A 22,686-nucleotide genomic window follows, 5' to 3' on the forward strand; every position below is an offset into this window, starting at 1 on the left:
TCAGTTACTCTTAAATAATAGAGCAACTACATTAGTAGCTTAAAAACATGACTAAACCGCTATTCTTAGGAGTAGCGGTTTTTCTTTTTGTTTAAGAAGGGGCAAAAAAGGGGCAAAACTATTTATAAATTTTATCTAGTACATCAACAACTTTCGACTTGATGTTCTTGGTTACGTGAGTATAGATTTCCATTGTGGTCTTTCCGTTATCTTTATGCCCAACTCTTTGCGTGATGGCTTTTAAAGGGATGTTATTTTCAGCAAGTGTACTGATTAGTGTATGACGTAGTATATGTGGGTGAAGTGGTTTGTTGATTGGCTTCTTTAAAGTGGAGTTTGCATTTTTCATGAGCTTGCCGATGCTTGATTTATGAATGGGAATTCCATTGGCTGATACAAATATAAATCCCATATCTTTATAGTTTGGGTTTGTATTCTTTCTTAGTTTATGTAACTCTATGAATTCTTCAATGATTTCAATTTCTTTTTTTGTTAGGTCAACTACTCTGATAGATGATAAGGTCTTAGGTGTGGTTTTAACACCCTCTGAACCTTTACGGGTTGGATCTAAAGTGCCATTGATAGTGATAGTGCGATTTTCTCTATCGTAATTCTCGAATTTCAGCGCGCCAGCTTCCCCAACACGGCAACCATTCAGTGCCATAAATTCAGCCATACGAGCGACGTGATAGCCCCGATTATAGCTTTTCATAGCTTTTAAAAGCCTTTTTAATTCGCTTTGCTCAAGGAACTTATCTTCAATCTTTTCCATATTTTCATATGCGACAACCTTTTTAGGAAGTCTCACACGCTGGATAGGATTGCTATCTACCAGTTCCATATCAAGCGCATATTTAAAGACCATGCTTAGTACTGACTTTTGCTTTTTGAGTTTGATATGATTTTCTTCAGAGTCAGTAAAGTACTGTTGAGTGTACTTCGCAGTGATATTTTTTATTTTCACGTCAGGCGCAAAAGTATCTTTTACTTCATCTACAGCATAGACCATGGTCTTTATGGTAGAAGGCTTGATTGACTTTCTATGAAGTTCCCACCAATCACTTAGTACGTCTGTAAAAAGCATATCTGTAGTAGTAAGACTTTGTAGTTTTTCTGCTATCTTCTCATCCAGTTGTTTCTGAGCTTCTTTTTTTGCCCTGCTTGATCCAGAGTCAAGGGTTACAGACACCCTTTTCCATTTCTCGGTATAAGGGTCTCTATATCGTTCAAAGAATTTATATTTTCCGTTGGAAAGTTCTTCCATCCACATTGATTTTCACCTCATTTCTTGATAGAATAGAGTATAAGAAAACTACCTTTTTAATGGTCGTTTCCTTATACAGTACATCCTCACGCTCAGACTCGCCAAAGTTTGAGAGCGTGGGGATTTTTTTGGTTTTGAAAAGGGAAGCAACGGTTAAGTTACTTCCCCTGGCACGCTAAGGTGCAAAGTCTAAAATTATGAGGGCTTGCCTCTAAGTAACTTAATTATACCATAAAAATAAATTTATTCCAAGCCGATGCCGACTTTAGCAGTCAATAAGTAAGCACCATTTTCTTGTTTGCTAAATGTCAAAGTAATACTTCGGAGTTTTGTCCCTGCTGAAGAATATGAAATTGTTCTGCTTTCATGATCATTAACAGTAGTAGTGTTTATGCTATTTGGTTCTCCATGAACGCTAACAATATCATCGTAGTTAGTTCCACCAGCTCCATAATTCGTGATGTCACCCATCTGAAGAGCATCAAACTGTTCTTTTGTCCAGTTAAATTTAGCATCCTCTTCTTTTTGTGATGATTCGATAGAAGAACTTACTGAGCTGACAGTTTCTTCAACGTTTTTAGCAGCGTTATTCAAAGCACGGGCATACATCAATTGCGTAGCGATAACAATAACCATTGATACGACTGCTAAGACTGTACCAATGATAGCCAACATTTTTGGTCTTTTTCTGTTGATAGCTAGACCTATCAAGCCTAATATAAGCGCTAAGATAGCAATAACAAAAGATAGATTGTTAATAATAGGCATCCAAGACCCAAATAGAGCAATCGCTCCGAAAATAATAGCTAAAATACCTAAAACTTTGCGTTCTTCATTCATAATGAAACCTCTCTCAGCTTTTAATGTGGATCAGTTATTGCACATTTTTTATTTCCGTTTTTTATATGTCAACTATTTCCAAAGTGGAAACAGTTGATTTTTACTATTGTTCGTTGTAAAATAGTGATGAAAGGTGGTGCGATAATATGTTTTCTTTTTTTACTCACATCAATCAACAGCGTCAAAAGATGGAGCAATCTAAAAAAGAAATGGAATTGCGCCACAATGAATTTGCTGATAGAGTCCGCATGGATATTAAAACAGGCGAGGAAGAACTCGCTTTAAAAAGAGAGTGTTTTAATCAGCGCTATGGGCATCTATTTAGTCCTCGAAATAAATAGCAATAGGTCTTACTAGGTGGTCAGCCTTGTCTATCATCCCAAAAGAACCAAGTATAATATTTAAAATAGTTGTTGGAGCGTATTTTAACATCAAATTACTATCTTCCATATGTGAGAAGTCGCTAGGTACTTGTTCGTCAAAAGTTGATGAGCAGATGCCTAGCATTTTTATTTTTCTCTTTCCATGTTGCATAAAACTCAGTTGGACACTTTGAACTCTAAGAAATTCAAGAGGAAGTATACTGAATGTATTGCTGATTTTGATTAGATTTGTTTCAGGTAATAATTTTTTCAAGTACACCGAAATATGTTTTATCATTTCAAAAATATTCCAACCGTTTGTTGATAGTGCTTCTTGAATTTCTTTAGCTCTACGCAGATGTTTTTCTTTTTCTTTTCCTTTTCCTTTTATTTTTCCATATTCTGACTTCAGCGATCTAAATTCATCGTATCCAGGGAGTAAGAATTCTATTTCTTCTAAATCGCTTGTATTTGCTAATTGCTCAAAGTTAAAAACAGTTAACTCTCCAGATACAGAAATTAAGTCACCATCTTGGTAATCGCTGTGTTTTATAAGTTCTTTCGCCTCAAGACCAGTGATAAGCAAATCTAATGAATAATCATCAAGAGCGGTTTCTACTAGATTTTTATTTGACTTAGAAAATACAAAATTGTAACTATCAACATTAGTATTAGAATAGCTTCCTGTTGCTTTTAATAGAGCAGAGAGGCCAACGTCACTGGATGTGGTTGTTTGCTCTGTACTTCCTTCAGTTCTAGCGTCGCTTTCTCCATCTTCATTCACTAATTTTGTTATCAGACCAGAGTTTTGTTGAGCCAACAATGAGTTGACAAGTTTGGTATCTAAATAAATTATTTCTTTCATTATTTTCCTCCTTTTTTAATTTACTAATGCTAAATACTCTTCTTTAACCATGATTTCATTTGTCATGGTTTTTAGATTGTAGTAAGACATGAATTTGAGGTAATCAAACTCTGTGGGGTCGTCTAAGTTTTCTAGTGCGTCTTTTACGAGATGATGGATCATATTCCTATCAGCTTCGTTTTCACAGCGTAGACGGGCGTTCTGGTACTCTGAGCGTGTGTGGTCTTTGTGTCCAAGTTCGTGTAGGGCGACTTGGATTTGTTGTTCAGGAGTCAAGTTGTGGTCAATAGCGAGTACATTTGTGTCTGGATTGTAGAAACCGCTACTGTGCCAGTTTGAACCATCGAAGAGACAAAGTTCTACTTGATATTCTTCGCAGAGTTTAGCGAGTGTCATAGTTCTCCTTTTAATTAGCTACTCGATAATAACTTTTAATAGCTGGATAACTTTTTAGTTTGCTTTCTTGACGTTTCTTTTTTTGTTCAAATTGTTGAATGGATTCATTACTGAGTCGTAGCATGTAATCATATTCATTGTTATTTTCTTTTGGTCGTTTAACTTGAACGTGGTTCATTTTAGATTCTCCGTTTTTAATTCTATAATTCCTTTGTGGTTTCTATTTCTATCAAAACCAAATTGTCCCATCCAGTATGTTTCATTGTGAGCCATGTGGGTATATATAGGACGAGTTTTTTCAATATGATTTTTATCGCCTATTTGATAGATGTCTAAGCAAGTACTTGCTTTTTCTTTAATATCTTTTAGATATGTCTCTATGTCTGGAGAATGTTTAAAAAATAGTAAGACATCTATGTCTTTTGGGTTTTCTTTCTGGGTGCAAAAGCTTCCGTCTAGCCATATACGCGTAATGATATTGCTATCTAGATTTTTTAAGAAAGTTGAGAGAGCTTGGAAATTTCTAGTTCTGGTAGTGGAGTTAGGGAAGCTATCTACTAGAGTTAATTGTATTTCTTCTAGTGAGATATTTGTTAGTATTCCTCCATTTAGGTTACCCTGATCATTGAAGCAGAGTTTAGCGAGTGTCATAGTTATTTATAAACCTCTCTGTACATTAAGCAATATCCTCTCGAGTTAGTCCTAGTTCATCCAAGACCTCATCCATGGTATAAGTAACTGGGTCGGCTAAATACTCCATATAGGCTTGGTCGGCTGCTCGTGCGTCTTCGATATCTTCCATGAGTGCCATGAAGTCATCAAAATCCATGGTCGTTGTGTCGATGCCGTGTTTGTTTAGGTAGTCCGTGATGTAGGAATTTTTTTCTGTGAAGTTGATAGTGATAGTCATTAGCGTTCTCCTTTGCTTTTGAAGTGGGCGGATAGGACGGATGTAATGAAGTCGATATCATCTTCATTTAGTGGTTTTCCGTCAAATAACATGGCGTTGGCTGCCGCTTTGCGTAAGTCTATGATTTGTCCGTTTACTTGAGCAAATTCATCACTCCCAGCGATAGCAGGGTTATCCGTTCGTCCGAGCAGGTAGTCGGTGGATACATTGAAGTAGTCGGCGATTTGCTGTAGCCGTTCGGAGCTGACCTTTTGTCGCTTTAAAGAATACAAAGTATTTTTACTATATCCAAGTTTTTCTTCAACTTGATTTAGAGATAAGCCCTTTTTTCGAGCCAATTCTCTAACTTTTTCAAATGTTGGAAACATTGATTTATCAACCTTTCTGATAGATTGACAAAAAATATTTAAATTATTTACTTAAAATTGTTGACAAAATTAAATAAATGATTTAAAATAGTTTTTGTAAGTTAATGAGTTAGTAAAAAACGAAGTTAAAACTTATCTAAAAAAAATAGCTTTGGCGAGCAAAATGAGTTGATAGATATAATGTTTTATCAAGGTTTTTAATTATGCTTTCATTTTAAATTATTTGTTTAAAATTGTCAAGCGTTTTACAAAATAATTTACTAGCTCTTTAACTTTGTTCCTTGACAATTGAATAGAGCATGTGAGATAATATAGGGGAATTGAAAAGTAGTTCCAATGGAACACAAATCCCCTAGTACCGCAAATACCAGGGGATTTTTTTGTGGGCTGGACACTAACGTTTGTCCTTGTCCTGCTTGCTATCCAGCCAGTCGCTAATCAATTTAGTTGCTAAATTGACTAAGAGCGGGGCAAGGATAAGTGTGAAAAGTAATTCCAATGGGACTCACCTCCTTTCAGAGGCTATATCGTTAGTGCCGTCACTATTATATCACATGCTCTATCAGTTAGATAGGGCATTTTTTATTTTCAAAAAGGAGGAGGTCGCATGAGCCAACAACATCGTAAATGGATTGAGCTTGTAAAAGAGCGAATTGAAAAACGTGGATGGTCACAGACGGACTTAGCCATTGTTGTAGGCGTTAGTCCATCAGCTATCACGCAATTATTCAAAGATGGTAAAGGAAGTGATGACTTGAAGCTTCGCATTAACAAGAAGTTGCGAATCAGCGAGTCGTGGGAGAAATTTGAGGAGTAGGAGAATGGAAGAAGTAATTACAATAAGTAAACGTGAATTACAAGAAATGATTGCTGAAGCAGTCGCCAATAAAATAGTTAAGGTTAGAAAAGATTTTGGTCAAGTCGCTATCACTGATGAAGATATTCGTATCGTAAATAACAATCATCCTAAAGTACTTGATTTACTTCAAAATCCTTATAAGAGAGAAATAGGTAGTGCAATCTATCCAATCATAACAGGGATCCGTTGGGATAGTAATATTGGTAGTGACTCTAAAATATTTTTAACAAACAGGTTGATGAATAAAAGAGGAATTTACTATCATTCGAAACAAAATCTTTATTCCTCCCTTATCCATGAACAATTGAAATCTCTTGTTTTATCTCTACATGGTGCAACAGTAATAAAAGATTTGACAGATGATGAGTTTCAAAATGCTTTGGAAACATATAACGAATTTAAAAATTTCTTTTTGGATAGGTACAACGTCCGTCTAACAAAATTAAAACAGGAATTTCCAGAATTATAAAACAAAAAAGTACCTGACAAAGTCAGATACTAAACGGAAAGATTTGAGGAATAGGAGGAATGACATGAACGAAGTTATTAAAGTGACTGTGAATGACAATCACGAGCCGATTGTTTCTGGTCGTCAGTTGCATGAGGCATTGGGAGTTAAAACACCATATGATAAATGGTTCCCACGCATGACTGAATATGGATTTACAGAAAACGAAGACTTTTCGACATTTTTGTCGGAAAGTACAGGAGGACGCAGAGCGACTGACCACATCATCAAACTAGACATGGCCAAAGAAATCGCCATGATTCAGCGAACCGACAAAGGAAAAGAAGTCAGACAGTACTTCATTCAAGTAGAAAAAGACTTCAACAGTCCTGAGAAGATTATGGCAAGAGCCTTGCTCATGGCGGATAAGAAGATTCATAAACTGGAGACGCAGATTGAAGCTGACCGCCCTAAGGTGCTATTTGCAGACGCAGTGAGTGCAAGCCACACATCTATCTTGGTCGGCGAACTTGCCAAACTCATTAGCCAAAACGGCTATAAAATCGGTGCCAATCGCCTCTTTTCTTGGATGCGTGAAAATGGCTACCTGATTAAGCGCAAAGGCTCAGATTGGAACATGCCAACCCAACGTAGCATGGACTTGAAACTCTTTGAAATCAAGGAAACAAACGTGCAACACGCAGATGGACATATCACTGTGAACAAGACACCAAAGGTCACAGGCAAGGGTCAGCAGTATTTTATCAACAAGTTCCTTAATCAGGAATGTCTAACAGGTTAGAAAAGGACGAAAGTGATTGAAATAAGCGAAGAGAAAGGAGAGCGTATGACAGACTTTAAAAATTTAGATTGTCAATTTATCTTTCAAGAATGCGACTGAAAATTATACTGCTGTTAGTAATAGTTTTATCAACGATCCAAAACTGGACTTTACAGCTGTTGGTATTATGATGGTTGTCCTAGCTAACCACCCTAACTGGCAAGTCTATCCAGATGAAATAGCTAAACGAAAAGGTGTTAACCGGAAGACAATTGATAAGTATTTCAAAATCTTTGAAGAGGCTGGATATTTGCGAAAAATCAGAAAAAAACCTCCTGGAAATGGAGGGAGTCATATATTCAGATTCTTTTCAGATGTAAAAATATCTGATTTCCAATTCGATATTATGAAACAGAGATTAAACCTGTCTATCAAAAAGGCGTCTATGAATTATAATTCTGACATTCCAAAAAGTGAGATGTCAGAAAGTGAGATGTCAGAAAGTGAGATGTCAGAAAGTGAGATGTCAGATTTTGGGCACTAATAAATATTAACTAACAACAAGTATTAACTAACAATAAATATTAATTAACAACAAGTCCTACTTCTCTAAATAAAAGAGAGGGTAGAAAAAATAAATACAAAAAAGCACCTGACGGCAATCAGGCGCATACTTAAATATTCAACATGATTATAACAAGAAAGAGAGGAAATTGCATGCCGAAAACAGAAATTACTTATAAGCCAGTTGATGTGGACGAGAAAGCCACGCATGGTGATTACAAACATCTTTGTCAGAGGTGGGAAGGGTTGACTCCAGGGACTGCAAAAGTCTGGGCAGGTGAAATGCGAGAACATCCAGACTTCAAGCAGTTCATCGATAACCCAACTCATAAGATTGTATTTATCGATTACGAAGGATTTCGCATGTTCGTCAAATGGAAAAGTCGTAATCGCTATCGTGCGAAGAAAGAAACTTTATCAGAAATGCTTGAGAATATGAAAAAAGAAAAAATGTTAGGAGTATAAAAATGTTTGAACCACCATTAGTTAGCCAGCTTTTAGGAACTGGCGCAGTGATTTTAGGATTTATCATCGCAGGGTTTATAGCTCATCAGTTAGAAAAGCAAAAAGAGGAAGAAAGACGACTGCAAGAAGAGTATGACACGCAAGTGGTTAGAGCTTGTAATGAATTGCTTGAAATGGGTCGTGAGATTGAGAGAGAACAAATCCGCAAGAATATCCGTCGGGAGTTCAAAGGCTTCACATACGACAACGAACCGCCTCAAGGATTGCGTCCAGAGCCTCTAGCCTTGCCAGAACCACGAAGAGCACGCTATACAAAGTATTTGGGGTAGAGGAAAGGAGACGCTGATGACTAGAATTGAACTTGAAAACCGTGTATGGCTTTTGGCCAATCATGAAGAAAAAAACGAATTGCTGGATCTTGGGCTAACCTCCAAGGACAGATATGTGAAACGAGTGCTGTAACTTGGAAAGGTGTATGCTCATGTTTGATTACGACAGAGATATAATGCAACCGCCTGAAGAACGAGAAGAACTTGACCCGAGCGAGTACATCTATGTTGGATGTGGGCAGTATCGATATGTGGGTGATGAAGTATGATTGAGGAACTGCACGAAGAAATCGACAACTGGCGAGCTGAATATATTCATCTTGGCCGAGAACTCGGAGAAATCATCAACGACCAACAGGATATTATTTTGAAATTACAAAACGAAAATAGACGTATAAAACGTGAAAATTGGAATTTGAAGAAGACGAAAGGAAGAAGAAAATGACAAATAATCAATTAGCAACGCAGACAAAACGTGATATTACTATTGACCCAAGTTTACTGACCGGAGCAGACATCAAAAAGTATTTTGACCCACAAAACCTGTTGACTGAAAAACAAATAGGTCAGGCTCTAGCCTTATGTAAAGGTCGCAATCTTAACCCATTTGCTAACGAGGTCTACATTGTGGCTTACAAAAATCGTAATGGAGGCACAGAGTTCAGTTTAATTGTCTCCAAAGAAGCTTTCTTGAAACGTGCCGCTCAATGTAAAGACTATGAGGGCTTTGAGGCTGGAGTAGTGGCGGTAGATAGCGAGGGTGTTATGCACGAACGCAAAGGGGCAATCATGCTCCCAGGAGACACATTGATAGGCGGATGGGCAAGAGTGTACCGTAAAAATTTCAAGGTACCGGTGGAGATCTTCGTTAGCCGAGAGGAATATGACAAGAAACAAAGCACCTGGAACTCTATGCCGGCTACCATGATTAGAAAGACGGCTCTGGTAAATGCTCTTAGAGAGGCTTTTCCTGAGGATTTAGGCAATATGTACACAGAGGATGACGGCGGAGAAACATTTGACCGTATCAAAGATGTCACGCCTCAAGAGAGCCGTGAGGATGTCGTGGCACGCAAGATGGCTCAGATTGAGCAATTTAACAAAGAGCAAGAGGCAAATCATGCAAATCCCGAACCTGCTCAAACTGAGGAGACAATCCAGGGCGAGTTGCTAGACGGTGAACTTGAATATTAGGAGGACAACATGCAAGAATTACAGGTTATTGATGATAAGAAAATCAATAAAATTTATGAAATGATTACAACGGATGAGCTTACTAGAGAGTCTTTTGAAAAAGACCTCATAGAGGCCACTGAAAAGTACAAGGACTATATTCCTACAGCTAGTACTCTCAAAGATGACAAGGCAAAGCGAGCTGAATTTAATAAGCTAATTGAGTCTAAAAATCGTATCCGTATCGACACTAAAAATTTGCTATCAGAGACAGCTAACACATGGGATAGTTATGCAAAGTCAATTATTGAACCATTTGCAACCGTAGTTAGTGAATTTGATAAAGGTATCAAGGAAATTGAAGAACATCAAAGACAACTAAAAATAGATACGGTTAAGAGTTACATAGCCAACAAATCAGCTGAGTACATGCTGGACCCTCGCCTATTTGATGAAAAAGCCCTTGATTATGTCAAGGCTAGCGATTTCATGGCTGACGGCGTGACGCTTAAAAAAGCCACAATGAAATCACTTGACGACATGGTCACATTTGAGTTTCAGAGACAGCAAGAATTTGAAAAGGCTAAGTCAGCTATTTCAGGGTTATGTGCTGAGTATGGCATGACTGACTCACCTTACATCCGACAGCTGAAAGACTTGACGCTTGCTGAGGTCTTTGAACAAATCAAAGCTGACTATGAATTTGAAAAGCAAAAGGAAGAACTCAGACAGGCTCAAGAACGAGTAGAGCGAGAAAGTCAGGAACTTTTAAAAGCTCAACAAACTAAACAGCAGGAACAAGTTCCAAAATCAACGGAGACCCCAAGTTTTGACCCAGAGACAGGCGAAAACTTGGACGGTGGGCAAATCCCCCAAAATGAGCCTAACGCTCTTAGAGGGGCTGAAAACAACCTAAAACGATATACTCAAAAAATGACTTTAGAGGTGTATTTTGTAGACACAGCCGAAAAAGACCGTTTCAAGGCTGGTCTAAGTCAACTCGGATTTGATTTTAAAAAGAACTATCAAGTCAGCGGTTATCAACGTATTGAGCCATTGACTCAGGCTGAACTCAATGAGCAATGTGGGTGGTAAGTATGAGTAAACAAGTAAAAGATATACTAGAAACTCATGACACAGGCTGCCCACATGGTATTACATTCGCTATACATCAAAACAAAGAGGAATGTATTGCGTTATTTGGTCGTTCTGGATGGCCTGGTCTCAAACCTCGATTTATTCTTTGGAATGAAAGTGTTGAAAACCAAACAACATACAAAACTGAGGAATCCTTACTTAATGCCTATGTTTGTGATGTTGAAAAAATATCGGAAGATTTTATTATCATTCAATTATTGCCCTTTTAAGAGGGGAAAAATAATAAAAAACCAACTATTTCCATTTGGGAAACAACTCAAAAACCAACAAGCCGTGCATTCTTGTAAAACTGCGAACTAGAAAATGCGTCAGTGACACTTATGTGACTTTGGATGAATGACGCAAAGAATTTCACTCACGCTTGCCTTGCTCACAATTTGGCAGGCGTGGGATTTTGGTGGAAAATATGGCAGAGATGAGATTATAGAACTGAATGAGGTGTTTTGATGAATAGACTAAAAGAATTAAGACAAAAAAACGAGATAACTCGAGATAAACTCTCACAAGAACTTGATATAAATTTAAGAACTATTCAACGTTGGGAAAACGGAGAAAGCCAAATCAAACCAAATAAAGCCCAACAATTGGCTGAATATTTTGGAGTAAACGTAGGTTATCTACTGGGATATGAACCAGAAGGTATGCCAAAGAGGTCAATCTATGGAGAAGTTTATTCAGCATTACTTAGAGTGAAATCTGAAAATCCTAATCATGATGACCGCGTGGCAATTCGTGAGGTATGTATGGAACTAATCGAAGCGACACTCGAGGGGTATTGATGAAAGAACGATTGATTTTAGAGATAGAACCTAAACCACAATCCAGACCCAGATTTGCAAAACGTGGGAATTTCGTTAAAGCATACGAAGAACAGGATATGAAAATCTGGCGTGATCATTGCCAGTTACTGATTGCTAAACAGTACGCTGGTAAGTCTATGCTTGAGGGAGCACTGAGGGCACGGATTAGATTTTATATCAAACCGCCTCAATATATATCTAAGGTCAAGAAGAACCGGCAAGCGCTACTGGATGAAGTTATGCCAGTAGACAAGAAGCCTGATATTGATAATTATGAAAAAGCGCTATATGACAGCATGTCAGGGATAATGTTTAAGGATGATGGGCAGATAGCTATGCACGATGTAGGCAAGTTTTACAGCCTGAATCCTAGAATTGAAGTAGAAATTGAGGAAATAAAGGAGTTGGAAGATGAAAGTACAGCAATTGATTGAGAGAATTAAACGTTTAGATGAACCATACTTAAAAACGGAATTTTTTTTAAAATTAATCGAACAACTAGACGAACCAGAAAAAGTCAAAGTACCGCAGTTTGTGGCGGATTGGATAACGCATTCAAAAAATATAGGGCGTTCTCTATTTGGAGCAATGAGTATCTTTGAAGAAAATTTCGAGATTAAAAAGTGGATGCAATGGGCAGAAAACCAAGAAACATTCGCCCGTGCATGGCTTGACGGCTACGAGGTCGAGGAAGAGAAGCGGTACTATGTAAGGTTTAAATGGATTGAAGACTCATATAGTTACTTAACCTTGATTAAGCACCTTCACGCTTGGACGTTAAAGGATATAACACTAGATAAAAAATTTCGTACAGCTCACACCCGTAAAGAACTAGAAGAAGCTGACTTTGGCTGGGTATTCGATTGTGAAGGGATTGAGATTGAGGAGGTAGAATAAATGACAAATATTAGATTACAAAATCCATACATGGATGAAACTATCAAAGTAAAAGAGAGTTGTGAGCATATATTGAACCGCATAGATGAACTTAATTTTGGGCATATATGTTGTATTCAACTACATCAGATTGAACCAGAAGAAAGACTTATCACTATTAATCCGAAAAACTTTGCAAAAGTTGATTTTTACGAAGTAGAGGAGGTTGAGTGATGAGTTATGATTTGGAAATCTTAGCGAAAATAGAAAACGGACAATATATTTGTATCGATGAACCTAGATATAGTTCTCCAACTTACAATCTTGGAAAAATGTTTAGGGTGGCTATGGATTGGGATTTCGACCAAGGCACAATTTACAATGTTGCTGATATTTTAGATAATATCCAGCGTGGTATATCTGAATTAGAGCGGTACCCTGAAAAGTATGTGCAGTATGAACCTGAAAATAGATGGGGAACAGTTAGCGGTGCATTGGAGGTTTTAAAGTCATTGAAAGAGTGTATTTTAGAACAAGATATTGACACGAAATATTTATATGTGAGGTGGTAATGTGAAACGACCTGAACGATACCCGTACACTAAAAATCAATGGGCTGAAGAAACTGTTAATCACTATACATATAAAAGCGATATTTGCTATACAAGTCACATTTTAGAAAATAGACTTACTGGAGAAATTAAGAGCAAGGAGGTGGAGTGATGGAATTTTTACTAACAAGCACAAGCGGGTGGGTTGAAAATCGAATCCCTAACGCCGTGATTAAAAAATACACAAAAATACAAGTTAGAGGCTGTTCGACATTTGAAGAATATGATGAGCGATTTTCTTGGATGGAAGGCAATTGGCTTTCTGAAGGAGTTAATCATAAAACGTCTAAAGGTCGAATACAAAGAGAATTCCCGAACGGTGCAGAGGGGCATTTTATCGAAATCAATTCGATAGAGGAGTTGCTAGAATTTCAGAAAAAAGTCGGACATGAGCTGATAATCACTTCTGCTATTGATAACGAATCAATTCCAGCTATTGAAATTTACAATAATTACAGGGAGTGAACATGAAACGATTCATCGCAATCTGGATTTTATTGTCTGCTGGATTAAATATTTGGCAGAGTATCCACATTAAAAAACTAGAAGCAAAGCGCCCGATGGTTATCTATCGAGCCGATAATGCAGGCGCTGAGATATTTGGTAAAGTCGTCGAGAAAGGACGACACGGCAAGTTGTATACTGTGACTATCAGAGATTATGGAATTTTTGTAGTTACTAGAGAACAGTTTGAGAAAGTGAAAGTAGGAGATGAGGTTTTATTATAATGGACGATATTTTACAAGCTTTAGCAAAAATGCTGAATATGACAGTTGATGAAGTAAGTTCTTTGCTTACAACATTTAAAGGGAATGCACCACAGATTTACGAACAGCTTATGAGAGAATGGACTTTGTACAATGTACTTGATAATACCTCTATAGCTATGATTTTGCTTAGTGCTATCCTAACAGGAGTTATTGTGTATGTAGTAGCTCGAATTAAGGTAGATCCTGATAGTTTGAGTTATAGGTATATTCCAGAAGGTTTTACTAAGCTTGAATATGCAGAGAAACTTACAAAGGAGAATCTTAAAAACTCTAAAAGAACTATCAAAAAGCTAATTGCTGGTATTACACTAGCATTGATTTTGGCTTTTGCTTCCAATATTGGTCGGTATCTTGTAGCACCAAACTACTTATTTATCGTAAATGAAATTGTACCAAAACTGACAAATAGATAGGAGTTATCATGAACACAATAGACAAAGTAAAACAATGGTTTATTGACCGTGACCTTGAAAATGGCGGACGGTTAGACAAGCAGTCACTCAAACTCAGCGAGGAGTTCGGTGAACTATGCGCAGGCTTTCTCAAAAAGAATGAGAAACTGACCAAGGATAGTATCGGAGATTGTGCAGTAGTGATTGTTGGTCTGGCCTTGTTGAGCAAAGTGAATGTGCATAAGATTTTTGAGGAGTCGTGTTTTGTAAAAACAGGAGATGTGTTTGAATGTTTCAAATGGCTGAATACTAACATTAGTAATTTCCAATCGTATCAGAATTCAAGATACGAGAAAATGTGTCAATATAGTTTAATGTGTTCAATAGGCTACCTGAAATCAATCAGCTATGCACTTGGTTATAATTTCGAGGAATGTTTTGAACTGGCTTACCAAGAAATCAAAGACCGAAAAGGTCGTTGGATTGACGGAACTTTCGTAAAAGAGGAGGATTTGGGATGATACCGAAATTTAGAGCGTGGGATAGACTGCGAAAAGAAATGAATTACAAAGTCATGGTAGGCAATTGTGACACAGATGATGAAAACTGGATTTGTCCTATCATTTGGAATCAATATAGAAAAAAGTGGTTACATTTTGATGATTATGAATGTATCATGCAATCAACAGGACTCAAGGATAAGAACGGCAAGGAAATCTTTGTGGGGGATGTGCTTGAAATCCAAGGCGTAAAAATGATTGTAAAATTTGGAAGTTATAAATACCTTGAAACATCTAAGAATAACGGTCATATACTTGGTATATTGCATGATGGTCTAGGTTTCTATGTTGAATGTATTAATGCCGCTGATCCAGACAATATTAGTCCTTTTGAGCCAGAAACGCTTAAAAACAGTCAAATCATCGGCAACATTTACGAGAACAGAGAAATTTTGATGGGAAAATAATTTAAAAAAGGAGTAAAATCGATGTTTACACAATACAATCACGAAACAGGGAAAACAACACTTACAAAACTTGCTAAGGGTGGTATCATTACAGTCGCAGCTGTTGCTTCACTTGGTATTTTTCGTCTCACGGCTGTGAAACGTATCCCGGCTAATACAGTTGGAGTTAAGGTTAGCGCAATCGGAGGTGTTCAGGAAAACACCCTACAAACAGGATATCATCTAAAAATGCCATTTATTGACAAAGTTTATACCTTATCGACATCTGTTCAAACAAAAACAATGGAGAAAATCACGACTCAGACAAAAGACGGTCAATGGTTGAATACGAATATCGATGTGAAATATCGTGTCAACAAGGAAAAAGCCATGACGGTATTCTCTAACTACACTACCTTGGAAACAGTAAATGATAGTGTAGTATCTCCTGCTGTTCAGCGTGCTATAGAATCGGTAACAGGTAATTATGATATCTATGATGTACTGGGTGACAAGCGTACTGAAGTTTATGAGGCAATTGATAAGGCTCTTAAAGAAAAATTTGAGTCTTATGATCTAGAGTTTGTTTCTTTCACGATTACAGACCAAGATGCAGGCGATGAGATTGAAGCAGCAATCAAAAATGAATCTGTAAAACAAAAAGAGATAGATACAGCTAAGCAGGAACAAGAAAAAGCTAAGGTTGAAGCCGATACCAAGAAAGTTCAAGCTCAAGCAGAAGCAGACGCAGGTATCATCAAAGCAGAAGGTGAAGCCAAGGCCAACAAAGCTAAGTCAGATTCAATCACAGATAATCTTATCCGGATGAAAGAAGCAGAAGCCAGAGAGAAGCATGGCTGGGTCACTGTCAACGGTGCAGGTAGTGTGATCACGAATAAAGAATAAAATAAAAAAGCCAAGGCACTCTCTGCCTCAGCTATAATCTCAATAATATTATTATATCACAAAGGAGATAGAGAGTGAACAAGGCTAAAGAGCTATTGAAAGAATTACAAGACCTTGACATGGACATCCAAAGCCGTATAGATGAAATCAATGAGCTTGAGGCAGGTTTGCTCTCAAGTCCTAAGTGGTCAGGTGTCAAAGTCCAAGGTGGACAGACTAGAAAAGTTGATGATGTCTATACTCAGTTGGTAGTGATGAAAGAGGCTATAGAGCAGGATACTAAAGAGGTTATTAACAGAAAACTTGAATTAGGTCGAATGATCAACAGGCTTAAAAATCCCAAACACAGGGCGGTATTAAGAATGACTTACATCAACAAAGGCACCGCTGATAGCGTTTGTTATGATTTGAAGATGAGTCGTACAACCTATTACAGGTTAAAAAATGAGGCGGTTTTAGCTTTGGGAGAAGTCATCTAACCTCATAGTGATCGTATGGGACTTTTTGGAACAGCACGGTTCTAAAAATCTGTTAGAATGGTAGTGTCAAGAATTGAAAAGAGAGGTACCTGAAATCAGAGTGTCGTAAAGGGCATTGATGGTTCGAGTCCTTCCCTCTATTTCGTTCATTGACGTCTCCTTTATCTTTATTATATTTTTTCGAGGCTTCGGTCTCGTTTTGGCGGTGACAGGTAAGTGGTTTCTCCCCTATGTTTCCTTCGGTTCGATTCCGGGCATCGCCGTTAATGACTACAAAAAATAAATCAGAAAATTTATTTCTAATTAACACGCAAGGTAGTAGTCGCCTTGCAGTTGGAACGTAGCTCAGTTGGTGGAGCGATATGACTATAAAGGGTCTGAAACGTAGGCAGGTTCGAGTCCTGTCGTTCCAATTTTTACAGAATTGGCTGTAAAAAACAAAGTCAAAGACTATATAACCCGAGAAACACATATCTTTTTGATGTGTGTTTTTTGGTTTTTGGAGGAGGGAAACAGTGAAGATTGTTGATAAGCCGATTGAATGGCTAAGACCTTACGAAAAGAACCCTAGGAACAATGAACAAGCAGTTGAAGCAGTGGCCAATTCTATAAAGGAATTCGGTTTTAAGGTTCCGATTGTCGCAACGATTGATGGAGAAATCGTAAACGGACATACAAGGTTTAAGGCAGCGAAGTTTTTAAAGCTAAAAACTGTACCAGTTCTTATTGCAGATGATTTGACAGAGGAACAGATTAAGGCATTTAGACTTGCTGATAATAAGACAGGGGAGCTTGCTGATTGGGACGTTGAACTACTTTATAGCGAATTAGATGAACTTACTGGTTTTGATATGACGATGTTTGGGTTCGAAGATATTGACTTTTCTTTAGATGATTTTGAAGAAGATGAAGAAAATCTAAAAGAAATGACAAAAAGCGAGCTAATCTCTTATATCAAGACCATGCAGGACGCTTCCCCTACAACTATCTTTTACGAGGATAAACCTGTTAGAAACGACATCCATCCGACGATGAAGCCTTTGAAGTTGATTGCTAGATGTGTTTTGAATTCCAGTAAAAAAGGTGACAAGATACTAGATAGCTTTAATGGTGGAGGTTCTACATTAATGGTCTGCGAACGCTCTGAAAGAATTGGTTATGCAATGGAATTGGATCCTGTGTATGTAGAGCGGACCATTAAACGTTGGGAAGAAGAGACTGGACTTACCGCTGAAAAAGTAAGTTAAATTTATTTTTTTGATAAGGAAGTGAGGCGATGGCTAATGAGCAAAATTTGATAAAAAATTCAGAACGAACTCCGAGCGAACGCCGAGAAAATGCAAAAAAAGCAGGAGTGGCTTCTGGTAAAGCTAGAAGAAAAAAATCGAACCTTAAAAAGGCTTTTGAGACAATCCTGCAAGCAGATGTAGCAAGTCCAAACGTTAAGAAGCAACTTGAAGATATGGGGTTTGACACAACTAACGAAATGGCTTTAGCGATGGTTATGATGCAGAAGGCTATGAAAGGTAACGTTAGAGCGTTTGAACAAATCAGCAAGCTGACTACGACAGATGCAAAAGATTCTCTTGATAAGAAAGAGCAAAGAGAACGTATTGAAGCGCTCAAGCTAGGAAACGAGAAGCTTAGAAAACAAATAGGAACATCAGAGGTTGACGTTAAAGACGACGGCTTTATTAAATCTTTAGAAGGGGTGGTTGAAGAAACTTGGCAAGATTAAGAATGCAAACCAATACCTTCAAATTCCAACCTTTTAGCAAAAAGCAGAAGAAAGTGCTGACTTGGTGGCTTTGGAACTCTCCAGTTCATGAGTCAGAAGGCATTATCGCTGATGGTGCTATCCGTTCTGGTAAGACTGTCTCTATGAGCCTTGCATTCGTTATCTGGGCGATGACATCATTCAACCATCAAAACTTTGCGATGTGCGGAAAGACAATCGGCTCTTTTAATCGTAATGTCCTGAAGTTATTGTTGGTTATGATACAGTCAAGAGGTTTTAGCTACGTCTATCACCGGACGGATAACCTGATAGAAATCTCAAAAGGCGACGTGTCGAATGATTTCTATATTTTTGGTGGTAAGGACGAGAGTTCACAGGATCTTATTCAAGGTTTGACGCTGGCAGGTATTTTCTTTGATGAAGTAGCGCTTATGCCTGAGTCGTTTGTTAACCAAGGTACAGGACGGTGTTCTGTGACAGGCTCGAAGTGGTGGTTCAACTGCAACCCAGACGGTCCTTATCATTGGTTTAAAGTCAACTGGATAGACAAAGCGGAAACAAAGAACATGCTTTATCTGCATTTTGACATGGACGATAACCTTTCTCTTTCAGAGAACATCAAGAAGCGTTATAGAAGTCAATATCAAGGTGTTTTCTATCAGCGCTACATTCAAGGTCTTTGGACGGTTGCAGAAGGTATTGTCTACGATATGTTCAGTAAGGATAAGCATGTTGTATCAACATTGCCAGAAATGAGCAAGCTGGGCAAATATGTCTCGGTCGACTACGGTACGCAGAATGCGACCGTTTTTCTTCTGTGGGAAAAAGACATCAATGGCAAGTATTACTTAACAAGGGAATATTATTACTCAGGTCGTGACGAGAACGTACAGAAGACCAATGCTGAGTATGCTGATGATCTAGCTGCTTGGCTAGGAGATACGAACATCGAACGTATTATTATTGACCCGTCTGCTGCTTCATTCATTGCTGAATTGAAGAAGCGAGGATACAAAATCAAAAAAGCTAGAAATAATGTCCTTGAAGGCATTCGTTTTGTTGGGTCTATGCTAGGCCAAGAGAAAATAGCAGTACATGAGAGTTGTGTGAATACGTTGAAAGAGTTCCACGCTTATGTCTGGGACGAGAAAGCCTCAGCAAATGGCGAGGACAAACCTATCAAGCAATTTGACCACGCAATGGACGCCCTGCGTTATTTCTGCTATACAGTATTATTCAAGTCAGGAGGTATGACTGTTTGGAAATAGAAGTAATTAAAAAAATAATCTCGTCGCAGATGGTCAAACATGGAAAGTTTGTCTCACAAGCAGCTGAAGCCGAGAAATACTATCGTAACGAGAATGATATTAAACGAAAGCGTAAGCCTGCTGATAAGAAAGGCGCTGAGAATGAAGCGAAAGCAGAAGATAATGCGTTTCGTAATGCTGACAACCGTATTAGTCACAACTGGCACCAGTTATTGCTTGACCAGAAAAAGGCTTATGCGTTGACCTATCCGCCTACATTTGATGTGGACGATAAAAGCGTTAATGATAAGATTGTAGACGTCTTAGGAGACGATTATGAACGTATCAGCAAGCAACTTTGCGTTAATGCAGGAAATGCTGGTATCGCTTGGCTTCACGTTTGGAAAGTTGCTAGTGATAACTCGTTTAGATATGCTTGCGTGGACTCAAAAGAAGTGATACCTATCTACTCAAAGTCTTTGGATAAGAAGTTGATTGGGGTGCTGCGAGTTTACTCTAGCATAGATGAAGCAGATGGTAAGAATTATACTGTTTACGAATATTGGAACGATAAAGAGTGTTCTTTCTATCGTCATGAAGAAAATAAGCCACTGGAAGAATTAGAGTCATTCCAAGCAATCTCTTTGATTGATACCATGAATGGCGACCGCTCAAGAGACAATAGCTTTAAACACGATTTTGGCCTTGTTCCTTTTATTCCGTTTAAAAACAATGAAATCGAGACCAATGACTTGAAGCCAATCAAAGACCTAGTTGATGTTTACGACAAGGTCTTTAGTGGATTTGTCAATGATACAGACGATGTCCAAGAGGTTATCTTTGTCCTTACAAACTACGGTGGGCAGGACAAGCAAGAGTTTCTTGAAGATTTGAAACGCTACAAGATGATTAAGATGGACAACGACGGCATGGGAGACCAGTCAGGTGTTACAACCATTGCGATTGACATCCCAACCGAAGCCAGAAATCTGATTTTAGAGCGGACTAAGAAACAAATTTTTATTAGTGGCCAAGGGGTTAACCCTGAAACAGATAAGCTGGGGAACAGTTCTGGTGTTGCTTTGAAGTTCCTTTACTCTCTTTTAGAGTTAAAAGCTGGAAACATGGAAACTCAGTTCAGAAGTGGATATGCCACACTTGTTAAGATGATCTTGAAACATCTAGGGTTATCCGATAAACTCAAAATCAAGCAAACATGGACACGGAACTCAATCAATAACGATACAGAAATGGCTCAAGTAGTTTCTACTCTTGCAACTATCACATCAAGAGAGAATGTAGCTAAATCAAATCCAATTGTAGAAGATTGGCAGGATGAACTACGCTTGCAGAAAGCTGACCAAGAGGAACAATCTGAAAAACTCTACGACATGGAAGAGGTAGAGCATGAGTCGGAAACTGAATAAAGAAGAGAAAATAGCCTTTATCGAATCTCTTGACGACCTCAACCGAGAAGAGAAAGACAGATTGCTATATGAGCTGGCTCAGATTGACGACCTCAGCGAGATAATAGACTACATCGATAATTTATACCGCAGAACACTAAAACGCATTACAGGGCGTTTAGAGGTGTTTGAGAGGGTATCTAAAAATCGCAGTGACTCATTGCCATTTTATCTGTTATCCTTGACTAAGACTGACCAATTAAAAACCAAGCAAGAGATTGCTGGTTTTGTTAAGAAACATCCTGATTTAACAGAGTGGTCAAGGTCAATAAAGGTCAAAACAAATGCAGATGCCTTGTTTGCTGGTGTTGAGATGGATATCGCTGAAATGACTGGTAAAATCAACAAGCGAATAGAAACACATCTCAAACAAACCTACCAAGAAACTTACTTAAATCGTGCTTACAACTACCATAAACAGACCAAAAGAGAACCGAATTTCAAGCCTGAGCGTCTAGAAGAAGAGTATCTTCAAAAGGCGATCAACGAAAACTTCAAAGGCAAGCGGTTCTCTGAGCGTGTTTGGGGTAGCAATATGGACGAACTGGTTAGTAGAGTAGAGTCGCTTGTAACCAATGATTTAAACCGAGGTTATCCCGTAGACCAGTCCAGTAAACTTCTAGCAATTGAGTTCGAACGTGCTCGTAATCGTGCGGTTACTGTTTTGCAGACGGAAACGAACGGTATTCAGGCTCAGGCAACGCTGGATGAATATCAGGACGACAATATCAAGAAGTACAGGTATCTAGCGACCTTAGAGGTTCACACATGCCCTATTTGTGGTGAGTTGGATGGTAAGGTATTTCTTGTTAAGGATGCAGAGAAAGGTGTAAATTACCCGACCATGCACCCTCACTGTCGATGTACGACGATTCCTGCCTTAGAAAAAGGTGGGAAACGCTATGCAAGAGATATTGAAACAGGGAAAGGCTATGAGGTTGAAAGTGGTCAGACCTTCAAGGATTGGCGAAAGCAACAACTTGATAAGTATGGTCAGACTGCCATCAAAGACAAGCTACAAGCTGAACGATTGGAAAAGGACAGAGTCCGCAGAACCAAGGAGCAGTTCATAGCTTATAGGCAGGTTTTAGGCTCTCAAAATATGCCCAAAACATTTGCAGGCTTCTATGATTTGAAGTATAATGATGTTGAGGGATACAAGGAACTAAAAGACCGCATCAGATGGACAAAGTCCAAGTTTCCTACTGAGAAATCTTTAAATGGACATTTCAAAAGTCATGGGAAAGAGTTCGGAGCGGAAAGCCCTGAAGAATATCAACAATTGGCTAGAAATTTATTATCTTCTGTTGTCTCTAAAAATATTATAGGTTATGATACTGGAGAAAGAAGAGTTCGATTTAATCGAGAAACGGGGACAATTGCGATTGGGAAAAGAAATGCCTCAGGAAAAGCGAGAATAACAACTATGTTTAAGCCAGATGATGGAGAGGAATATTACCATGACGACTATAAAAAAGAATATAATAATGATTGACGGATGGGAACATGTGCATTGCCCCGTATGTGGAAATTTAGTGGAAACTTATGATATTTGTGATGTTTGTCATTGGCAAAATACGGGAGCATTTAATATCGATGGTGGTCCTAATAAAATGACACTTGCGGAGGCTAAGGAAGCATACGCAAAAGGCTTACCAATTAGATAAAAAAGC

38 protein-coding genes and 1 tRNA gene are annotated in these 22,686 nt (G+C 38.2%); 30 read left to right on the forward strand and 9 right to left on the reverse strand.

All coding sequences use genetic code 11. The annotated features are described in order from the left end of the window. Window positions 1-118: 118 nt before the first annotated feature. The gene (locus HT685_RS09110) at window positions 119-1,270 is read right to left on the reverse strand and encodes a site-specific integrase (protein ID WP_173279014.1); all 1,152 of its coding nucleotides are present in this window, start codon (window positions 1,268-1,270) and stop codon (window positions 119-121) included. A gap of 237 nt (window positions 1,271-1,507) precedes the next feature. Beyond that, a complete protein-coding gene (locus HT685_RS09115; RefSeq protein WP_084865280.1) occupies window positions 1,508-2,104 on the reverse strand; it encodes a CD20-like domain-containing protein in 597 nt (198 codons plus the stop codon). Between the two features lie 146 nt (window positions 2,105-2,250). Here HT685_RS09115 and HT685_RS09120 point away from each other — a divergent pair, with 146 nt between their 5' ends. Then, window positions 2,251-2,445, forward strand: coding sequence for a hypothetical protein (locus tag HT685_RS09120; RefSeq protein ID WP_173279015.1), 195 nt, complete (start codon window positions 2,251-2,253; stop codon window positions 2,443-2,445). On the opposite strand, the gene HT685_RS09125 is transcribed toward HT685_RS09120, so the two are convergent. The 7 genes from HT685_RS09125 to HT685_RS09155 all read right to left on the reverse strand — a co-directional run bounded on the left by HT685_RS09125 (window position 2,426) and on the right by HT685_RS09155 (window position 5,504). Further along, a complete protein-coding gene (locus tag HT685_RS09125; protein ID WP_173279016.1) occupies window positions 2,426-3,331 on the reverse strand; it encodes a hypothetical protein in 906 nt (301 codons plus the stop codon). The genes HT685_RS09120 and HT685_RS09125 overlap by 20 nt on opposite strands. A gap of 15 nt (window positions 3,332-3,346) precedes the next feature. Continuing rightward, window positions 3,347-3,727: an ImmA/IrrE family metallo-endopeptidase gene (locus HT685_RS09130; RefSeq protein ID WP_061468462.1), complete on the reverse strand. Its 381-nt coding sequence runs from the start codon at window positions 3,725-3,727 to the stop codon at window positions 3,347-3,349. A 10-nt stretch (window positions 3,728-3,737) separates the two neighbouring features. Further along, complete coding sequence (locus tag HT685_RS09135) at window positions 3,738-3,905, reverse strand: hypothetical protein (protein ID WP_173279017.1); 168 nt, start codon at window positions 3,903-3,905, stop codon at window positions 3,738-3,740. Further along, on the reverse strand, window positions 3,902-4,378 hold the full coding sequence (locus tag HT685_RS09140; RefSeq protein ID WP_173279018.1) for a hypothetical protein: 477 nt from the start codon (window positions 4,376-4,378) through the stop codon (window positions 3,902-3,904). Before HT685_RS09140 ends, HT685_RS09135 begins: the two co-directional genes overlap by 4 nt. Window positions 4,379-4,403: 25 nt before the next feature. Continuing rightward, entirely contained in the window at window positions 4,404-4,637 is a 234-nt protein-coding gene (locus HT685_RS09145) for a hypothetical protein (RefSeq protein WP_049512785.1), read from the reverse strand. Then, the gene (locus tag HT685_RS09150; RefSeq protein WP_173279019.1) at window positions 4,637-5,005 is read right to left on the reverse strand and encodes a helix-turn-helix transcriptional regulator; all 369 of its coding nucleotides are present in this window, start codon (window positions 5,003-5,005) and stop codon (window positions 4,637-4,639) included. Before HT685_RS09150 ends, HT685_RS09145 begins: the two co-directional genes overlap by 1 nt. Window positions 5,006-5,399: 394 nt before the next feature. Next, complete coding sequence (locus HT685_RS09155; RefSeq protein WP_157769339.1) at window positions 5,400-5,504, reverse strand: type I toxin-antitoxin system Fst family toxin; 105 nt, start codon at window positions 5,502-5,504, stop codon at window positions 5,400-5,402. 108 nt (window positions 5,505-5,612) lie between these two features. Between HT685_RS09155 and HT685_RS09160 the strand changes: the two genes are divergently transcribed. The 29 genes from HT685_RS09160 to HT685_RS09300 all read left to right on the forward strand — a co-directional run bounded on the left by HT685_RS09160 (window position 5,613) and on the right by HT685_RS09300 (window position 22,680). After that, window positions 5,613-5,822: a helix-turn-helix transcriptional regulator gene (locus HT685_RS09160; protein ID WP_143877243.1), complete on the forward strand. Its 210-nt coding sequence runs from the start codon at window positions 5,613-5,615 to the stop codon at window positions 5,820-5,822. Window positions 5,823-5,826: 4 nt separating this feature from the next. Beyond that, entirely contained in the window at window positions 5,827-6,333 is a 507-nt protein-coding gene (locus HT685_RS09165; protein ID WP_173279020.1) for a hypothetical protein, read from the forward strand. 64 nt (window positions 6,334-6,397) lie between these two features. Next, window positions 6,398-7,114 (forward strand): phage antirepressor KilAC domain-containing protein, encoded by a 717-nt coding sequence (locus HT685_RS09170; protein ID WP_173279021.1) that lies wholly within the window; start codon window positions 6,398-6,400, stop codon window positions 7,112-7,114. Window positions 7,115-7,280: 166 nt separating this feature from the next. Continuing rightward, the gene (locus HT685_RS09175) at window positions 7,281-7,637 is read left to right on the forward strand and encodes a replication protein (protein WP_173279022.1); all 357 of its coding nucleotides are present in this window, start codon (window positions 7,281-7,283) and stop codon (window positions 7,635-7,637) included. Between the two features lie 173 nt (window positions 7,638-7,810). Beyond that, window positions 7,811-8,122 (forward strand): excisionase, encoded by a 312-nt coding sequence (locus HT685_RS09180; protein WP_173279023.1) that lies wholly within the window; start codon window positions 7,811-7,813, stop codon window positions 8,120-8,122. 2 nt (window positions 8,123-8,124) lie between these two features. After that, window positions 8,125-8,451: a hypothetical protein gene (locus tag HT685_RS09185; RefSeq protein ID WP_173279024.1), complete on the forward strand. Its 327-nt coding sequence runs from the start codon at window positions 8,125-8,127 to the stop codon at window positions 8,449-8,451. A 265-nt stretch (window positions 8,452-8,716) separates the two neighbouring features. Then, a complete protein-coding gene (locus HT685_RS09190) occupies window positions 8,717-8,896 on the forward strand; it encodes a hypothetical protein (RefSeq protein WP_173279025.1) in 180 nt (59 codons plus the stop codon). Further along, a complete protein-coding gene (gene bet / locus HT685_RS09195; RefSeq protein WP_173279026.1) occupies window positions 8,893-9,645 on the forward strand; it encodes a phage recombination protein Bet in 753 nt (250 codons plus the stop codon). The genes HT685_RS09190 and bet overlap by 4 nt, the downstream gene beginning before the upstream one ends. A 9-nt stretch (window positions 9,646-9,654) precedes the next feature. After that, window positions 9,655-10,719 carry a DUF1351 domain-containing protein gene (locus HT685_RS09200; RefSeq protein WP_173279027.1) on the forward strand — a complete coding sequence of 355 codons (1,065 nt, stop codon included), beginning with the start codon at window positions 9,655-9,657 and terminating at the stop codon, window positions 10,717-10,719. Window positions 10,720-10,721: 2 nt separating this feature from the next. Beyond that, a complete protein-coding gene (locus HT685_RS09205) occupies window positions 10,722-10,991 on the forward strand; it encodes a hypothetical protein (protein ID WP_173279028.1) in 270 nt (89 codons plus the stop codon). A gap of 237 nt (window positions 10,992-11,228) precedes the next feature. Beyond that, window positions 11,229-11,561: a helix-turn-helix transcriptional regulator gene (locus tag HT685_RS09210; RefSeq protein ID WP_173278837.1), complete on the forward strand. Its 333-nt coding sequence runs from the start codon at window positions 11,229-11,231 to the stop codon at window positions 11,559-11,561. After that, window positions 11,561-12,016, forward strand: a complete 456-nt coding sequence (locus HT685_RS09215) for a RusA family crossover junction endodeoxyribonuclease (RefSeq protein ID WP_173279029.1) — start codon at window positions 11,561-11,563, stop codon at window positions 12,014-12,016. The genes HT685_RS09210 and HT685_RS09215 overlap by 1 nt, the downstream gene beginning before the upstream one ends. After that, a complete protein-coding gene (locus tag HT685_RS09220) occupies window positions 11,994-12,479 on the forward strand; it encodes a DUF1642 domain-containing protein (protein ID WP_173278708.1) in 486 nt (161 codons plus the stop codon). Before HT685_RS09215 ends, HT685_RS09220 begins: the two co-directional genes overlap by 23 nt. Further along, entirely contained in the window at window positions 12,480-12,692 is a 213-nt protein-coding gene (locus HT685_RS09225) for a hypothetical protein (RefSeq protein WP_205380493.1), read from the forward strand. Then, complete coding sequence (locus HT685_RS09230) at window positions 12,692-13,030, forward strand: hypothetical protein (protein ID WP_173278709.1); 339 nt, start codon at window positions 12,692-12,694, stop codon at window positions 13,028-13,030. Before HT685_RS09225 ends, HT685_RS09230 begins: the two co-directional genes overlap by 1 nt. A gap of 150 nt (window positions 13,031-13,180) precedes the next feature. Further along, entirely contained in the window at window positions 13,181-13,534 is a 354-nt protein-coding gene (locus tag HT685_RS09235) for a hypothetical protein (protein WP_173279030.1), read from the forward strand. 2 nt (window positions 13,535-13,536) lie between these two features. After that, window positions 13,537-13,797 carry a DUF1372 family protein gene (locus HT685_RS09240; protein WP_173279031.1) on the forward strand — a complete coding sequence of 87 codons (261 nt, stop codon included), beginning with the start codon at window positions 13,537-13,539 and terminating at the stop codon, window positions 13,795-13,797. Further along, window positions 13,797-14,252: a hypothetical protein gene (locus HT685_RS09245; protein ID WP_173278711.1), complete on the forward strand. Its 456-nt coding sequence runs from the start codon at window positions 13,797-13,799 to the stop codon at window positions 14,250-14,252. The genes HT685_RS09240 and HT685_RS09245 overlap by 1 nt, the downstream gene beginning before the upstream one ends. Window positions 14,253-14,260: 8 nt before the next feature. Further along, entirely contained in the window at window positions 14,261-14,752 is a 492-nt protein-coding gene (locus tag HT685_RS09250; protein WP_173279032.1) for a MazG-like family protein, read from the forward strand. Then, window positions 14,749-15,198: a YopX family protein gene (locus HT685_RS09255; RefSeq protein ID WP_173279033.1), complete on the forward strand. Its 450-nt coding sequence runs from the start codon at window positions 14,749-14,751 to the stop codon at window positions 15,196-15,198. Before HT685_RS09250 ends, HT685_RS09255 begins: the two co-directional genes overlap by 4 nt. Before the next feature lie 21 nt (window positions 15,199-15,219). Next, entirely contained in the window at window positions 15,220-16,083 is an 864-nt protein-coding gene (locus tag HT685_RS09260) for a prohibitin family protein (protein ID WP_173279034.1), read from the forward strand. 74 nt (window positions 16,084-16,157) lie between these two features. Beyond that, window positions 16,158-16,562: a DUF1492 domain-containing protein gene (locus HT685_RS09265; protein WP_173279035.1), complete on the forward strand. Its 405-nt coding sequence runs from the start codon at window positions 16,158-16,160 to the stop codon at window positions 16,560-16,562. Window positions 16,563-16,896: 334 nt separating this feature from the next. Further along, window positions 16,897-16,975: transfer RNA gene (locus HT685_RS09270), tRNA-OTHER, on the forward strand. 102 nt (window positions 16,976-17,077) lie between these two features. After that, on the forward strand, window positions 17,078-17,809 hold the full coding sequence (locus HT685_RS09275) for a ParB N-terminal domain-containing protein (protein ID WP_173279036.1): 732 nt from the start codon (window positions 17,078-17,080) through the stop codon (window positions 17,807-17,809). 29 nt (window positions 17,810-17,838) lie between these two features. Continuing rightward, entirely contained in the window at window positions 17,839-18,300 is a 462-nt protein-coding gene (locus HT685_RS09280) for a stress-induced protein (protein WP_112445307.1), read from the forward strand. Between the two features lie 2 nt (window positions 18,301-18,302). After that, window positions 18,303-19,568, forward strand: a complete 1,266-nt coding sequence (locus HT685_RS09285; RefSeq protein ID WP_112445305.1) for a PBSX family phage terminase large subunit — start codon at window positions 18,303-18,305, stop codon at window positions 19,566-19,568. Next, window positions 19,559-20,974: a phage portal protein gene (locus tag HT685_RS09290; protein WP_173279037.1), complete on the forward strand. Its 1,416-nt coding sequence runs from the start codon at window positions 19,559-19,561 to the stop codon at window positions 20,972-20,974. Before HT685_RS09285 ends, HT685_RS09290 begins: the two co-directional genes overlap by 10 nt. Further along, a complete protein-coding gene (locus HT685_RS09295; RefSeq protein ID WP_173279038.1) occupies window positions 20,955-22,508 on the forward strand; it encodes a minor capsid protein in 1,554 nt (517 codons plus the stop codon). Before HT685_RS09290 ends, HT685_RS09295 begins: the two co-directional genes overlap by 20 nt. Continuing rightward, window positions 22,501-22,680, forward strand: a complete 180-nt coding sequence (locus HT685_RS09300; RefSeq protein WP_223335869.1) for a CPCC family cysteine-rich protein — start codon at window positions 22,501-22,503, stop codon at window positions 22,678-22,680. The genes HT685_RS09295 and HT685_RS09300 overlap by 8 nt, the downstream gene beginning before the upstream one ends. Window positions 22,681-22,686 lie beyond the last annotated feature (6 nt).

The organism is Streptococcus sp. 5004, assembly GCF_013276755.1.
Classification (GTDB): Bacteria; Bacillota; Bacilli; order Lactobacillales; family Streptococcaceae; genus Streptococcus.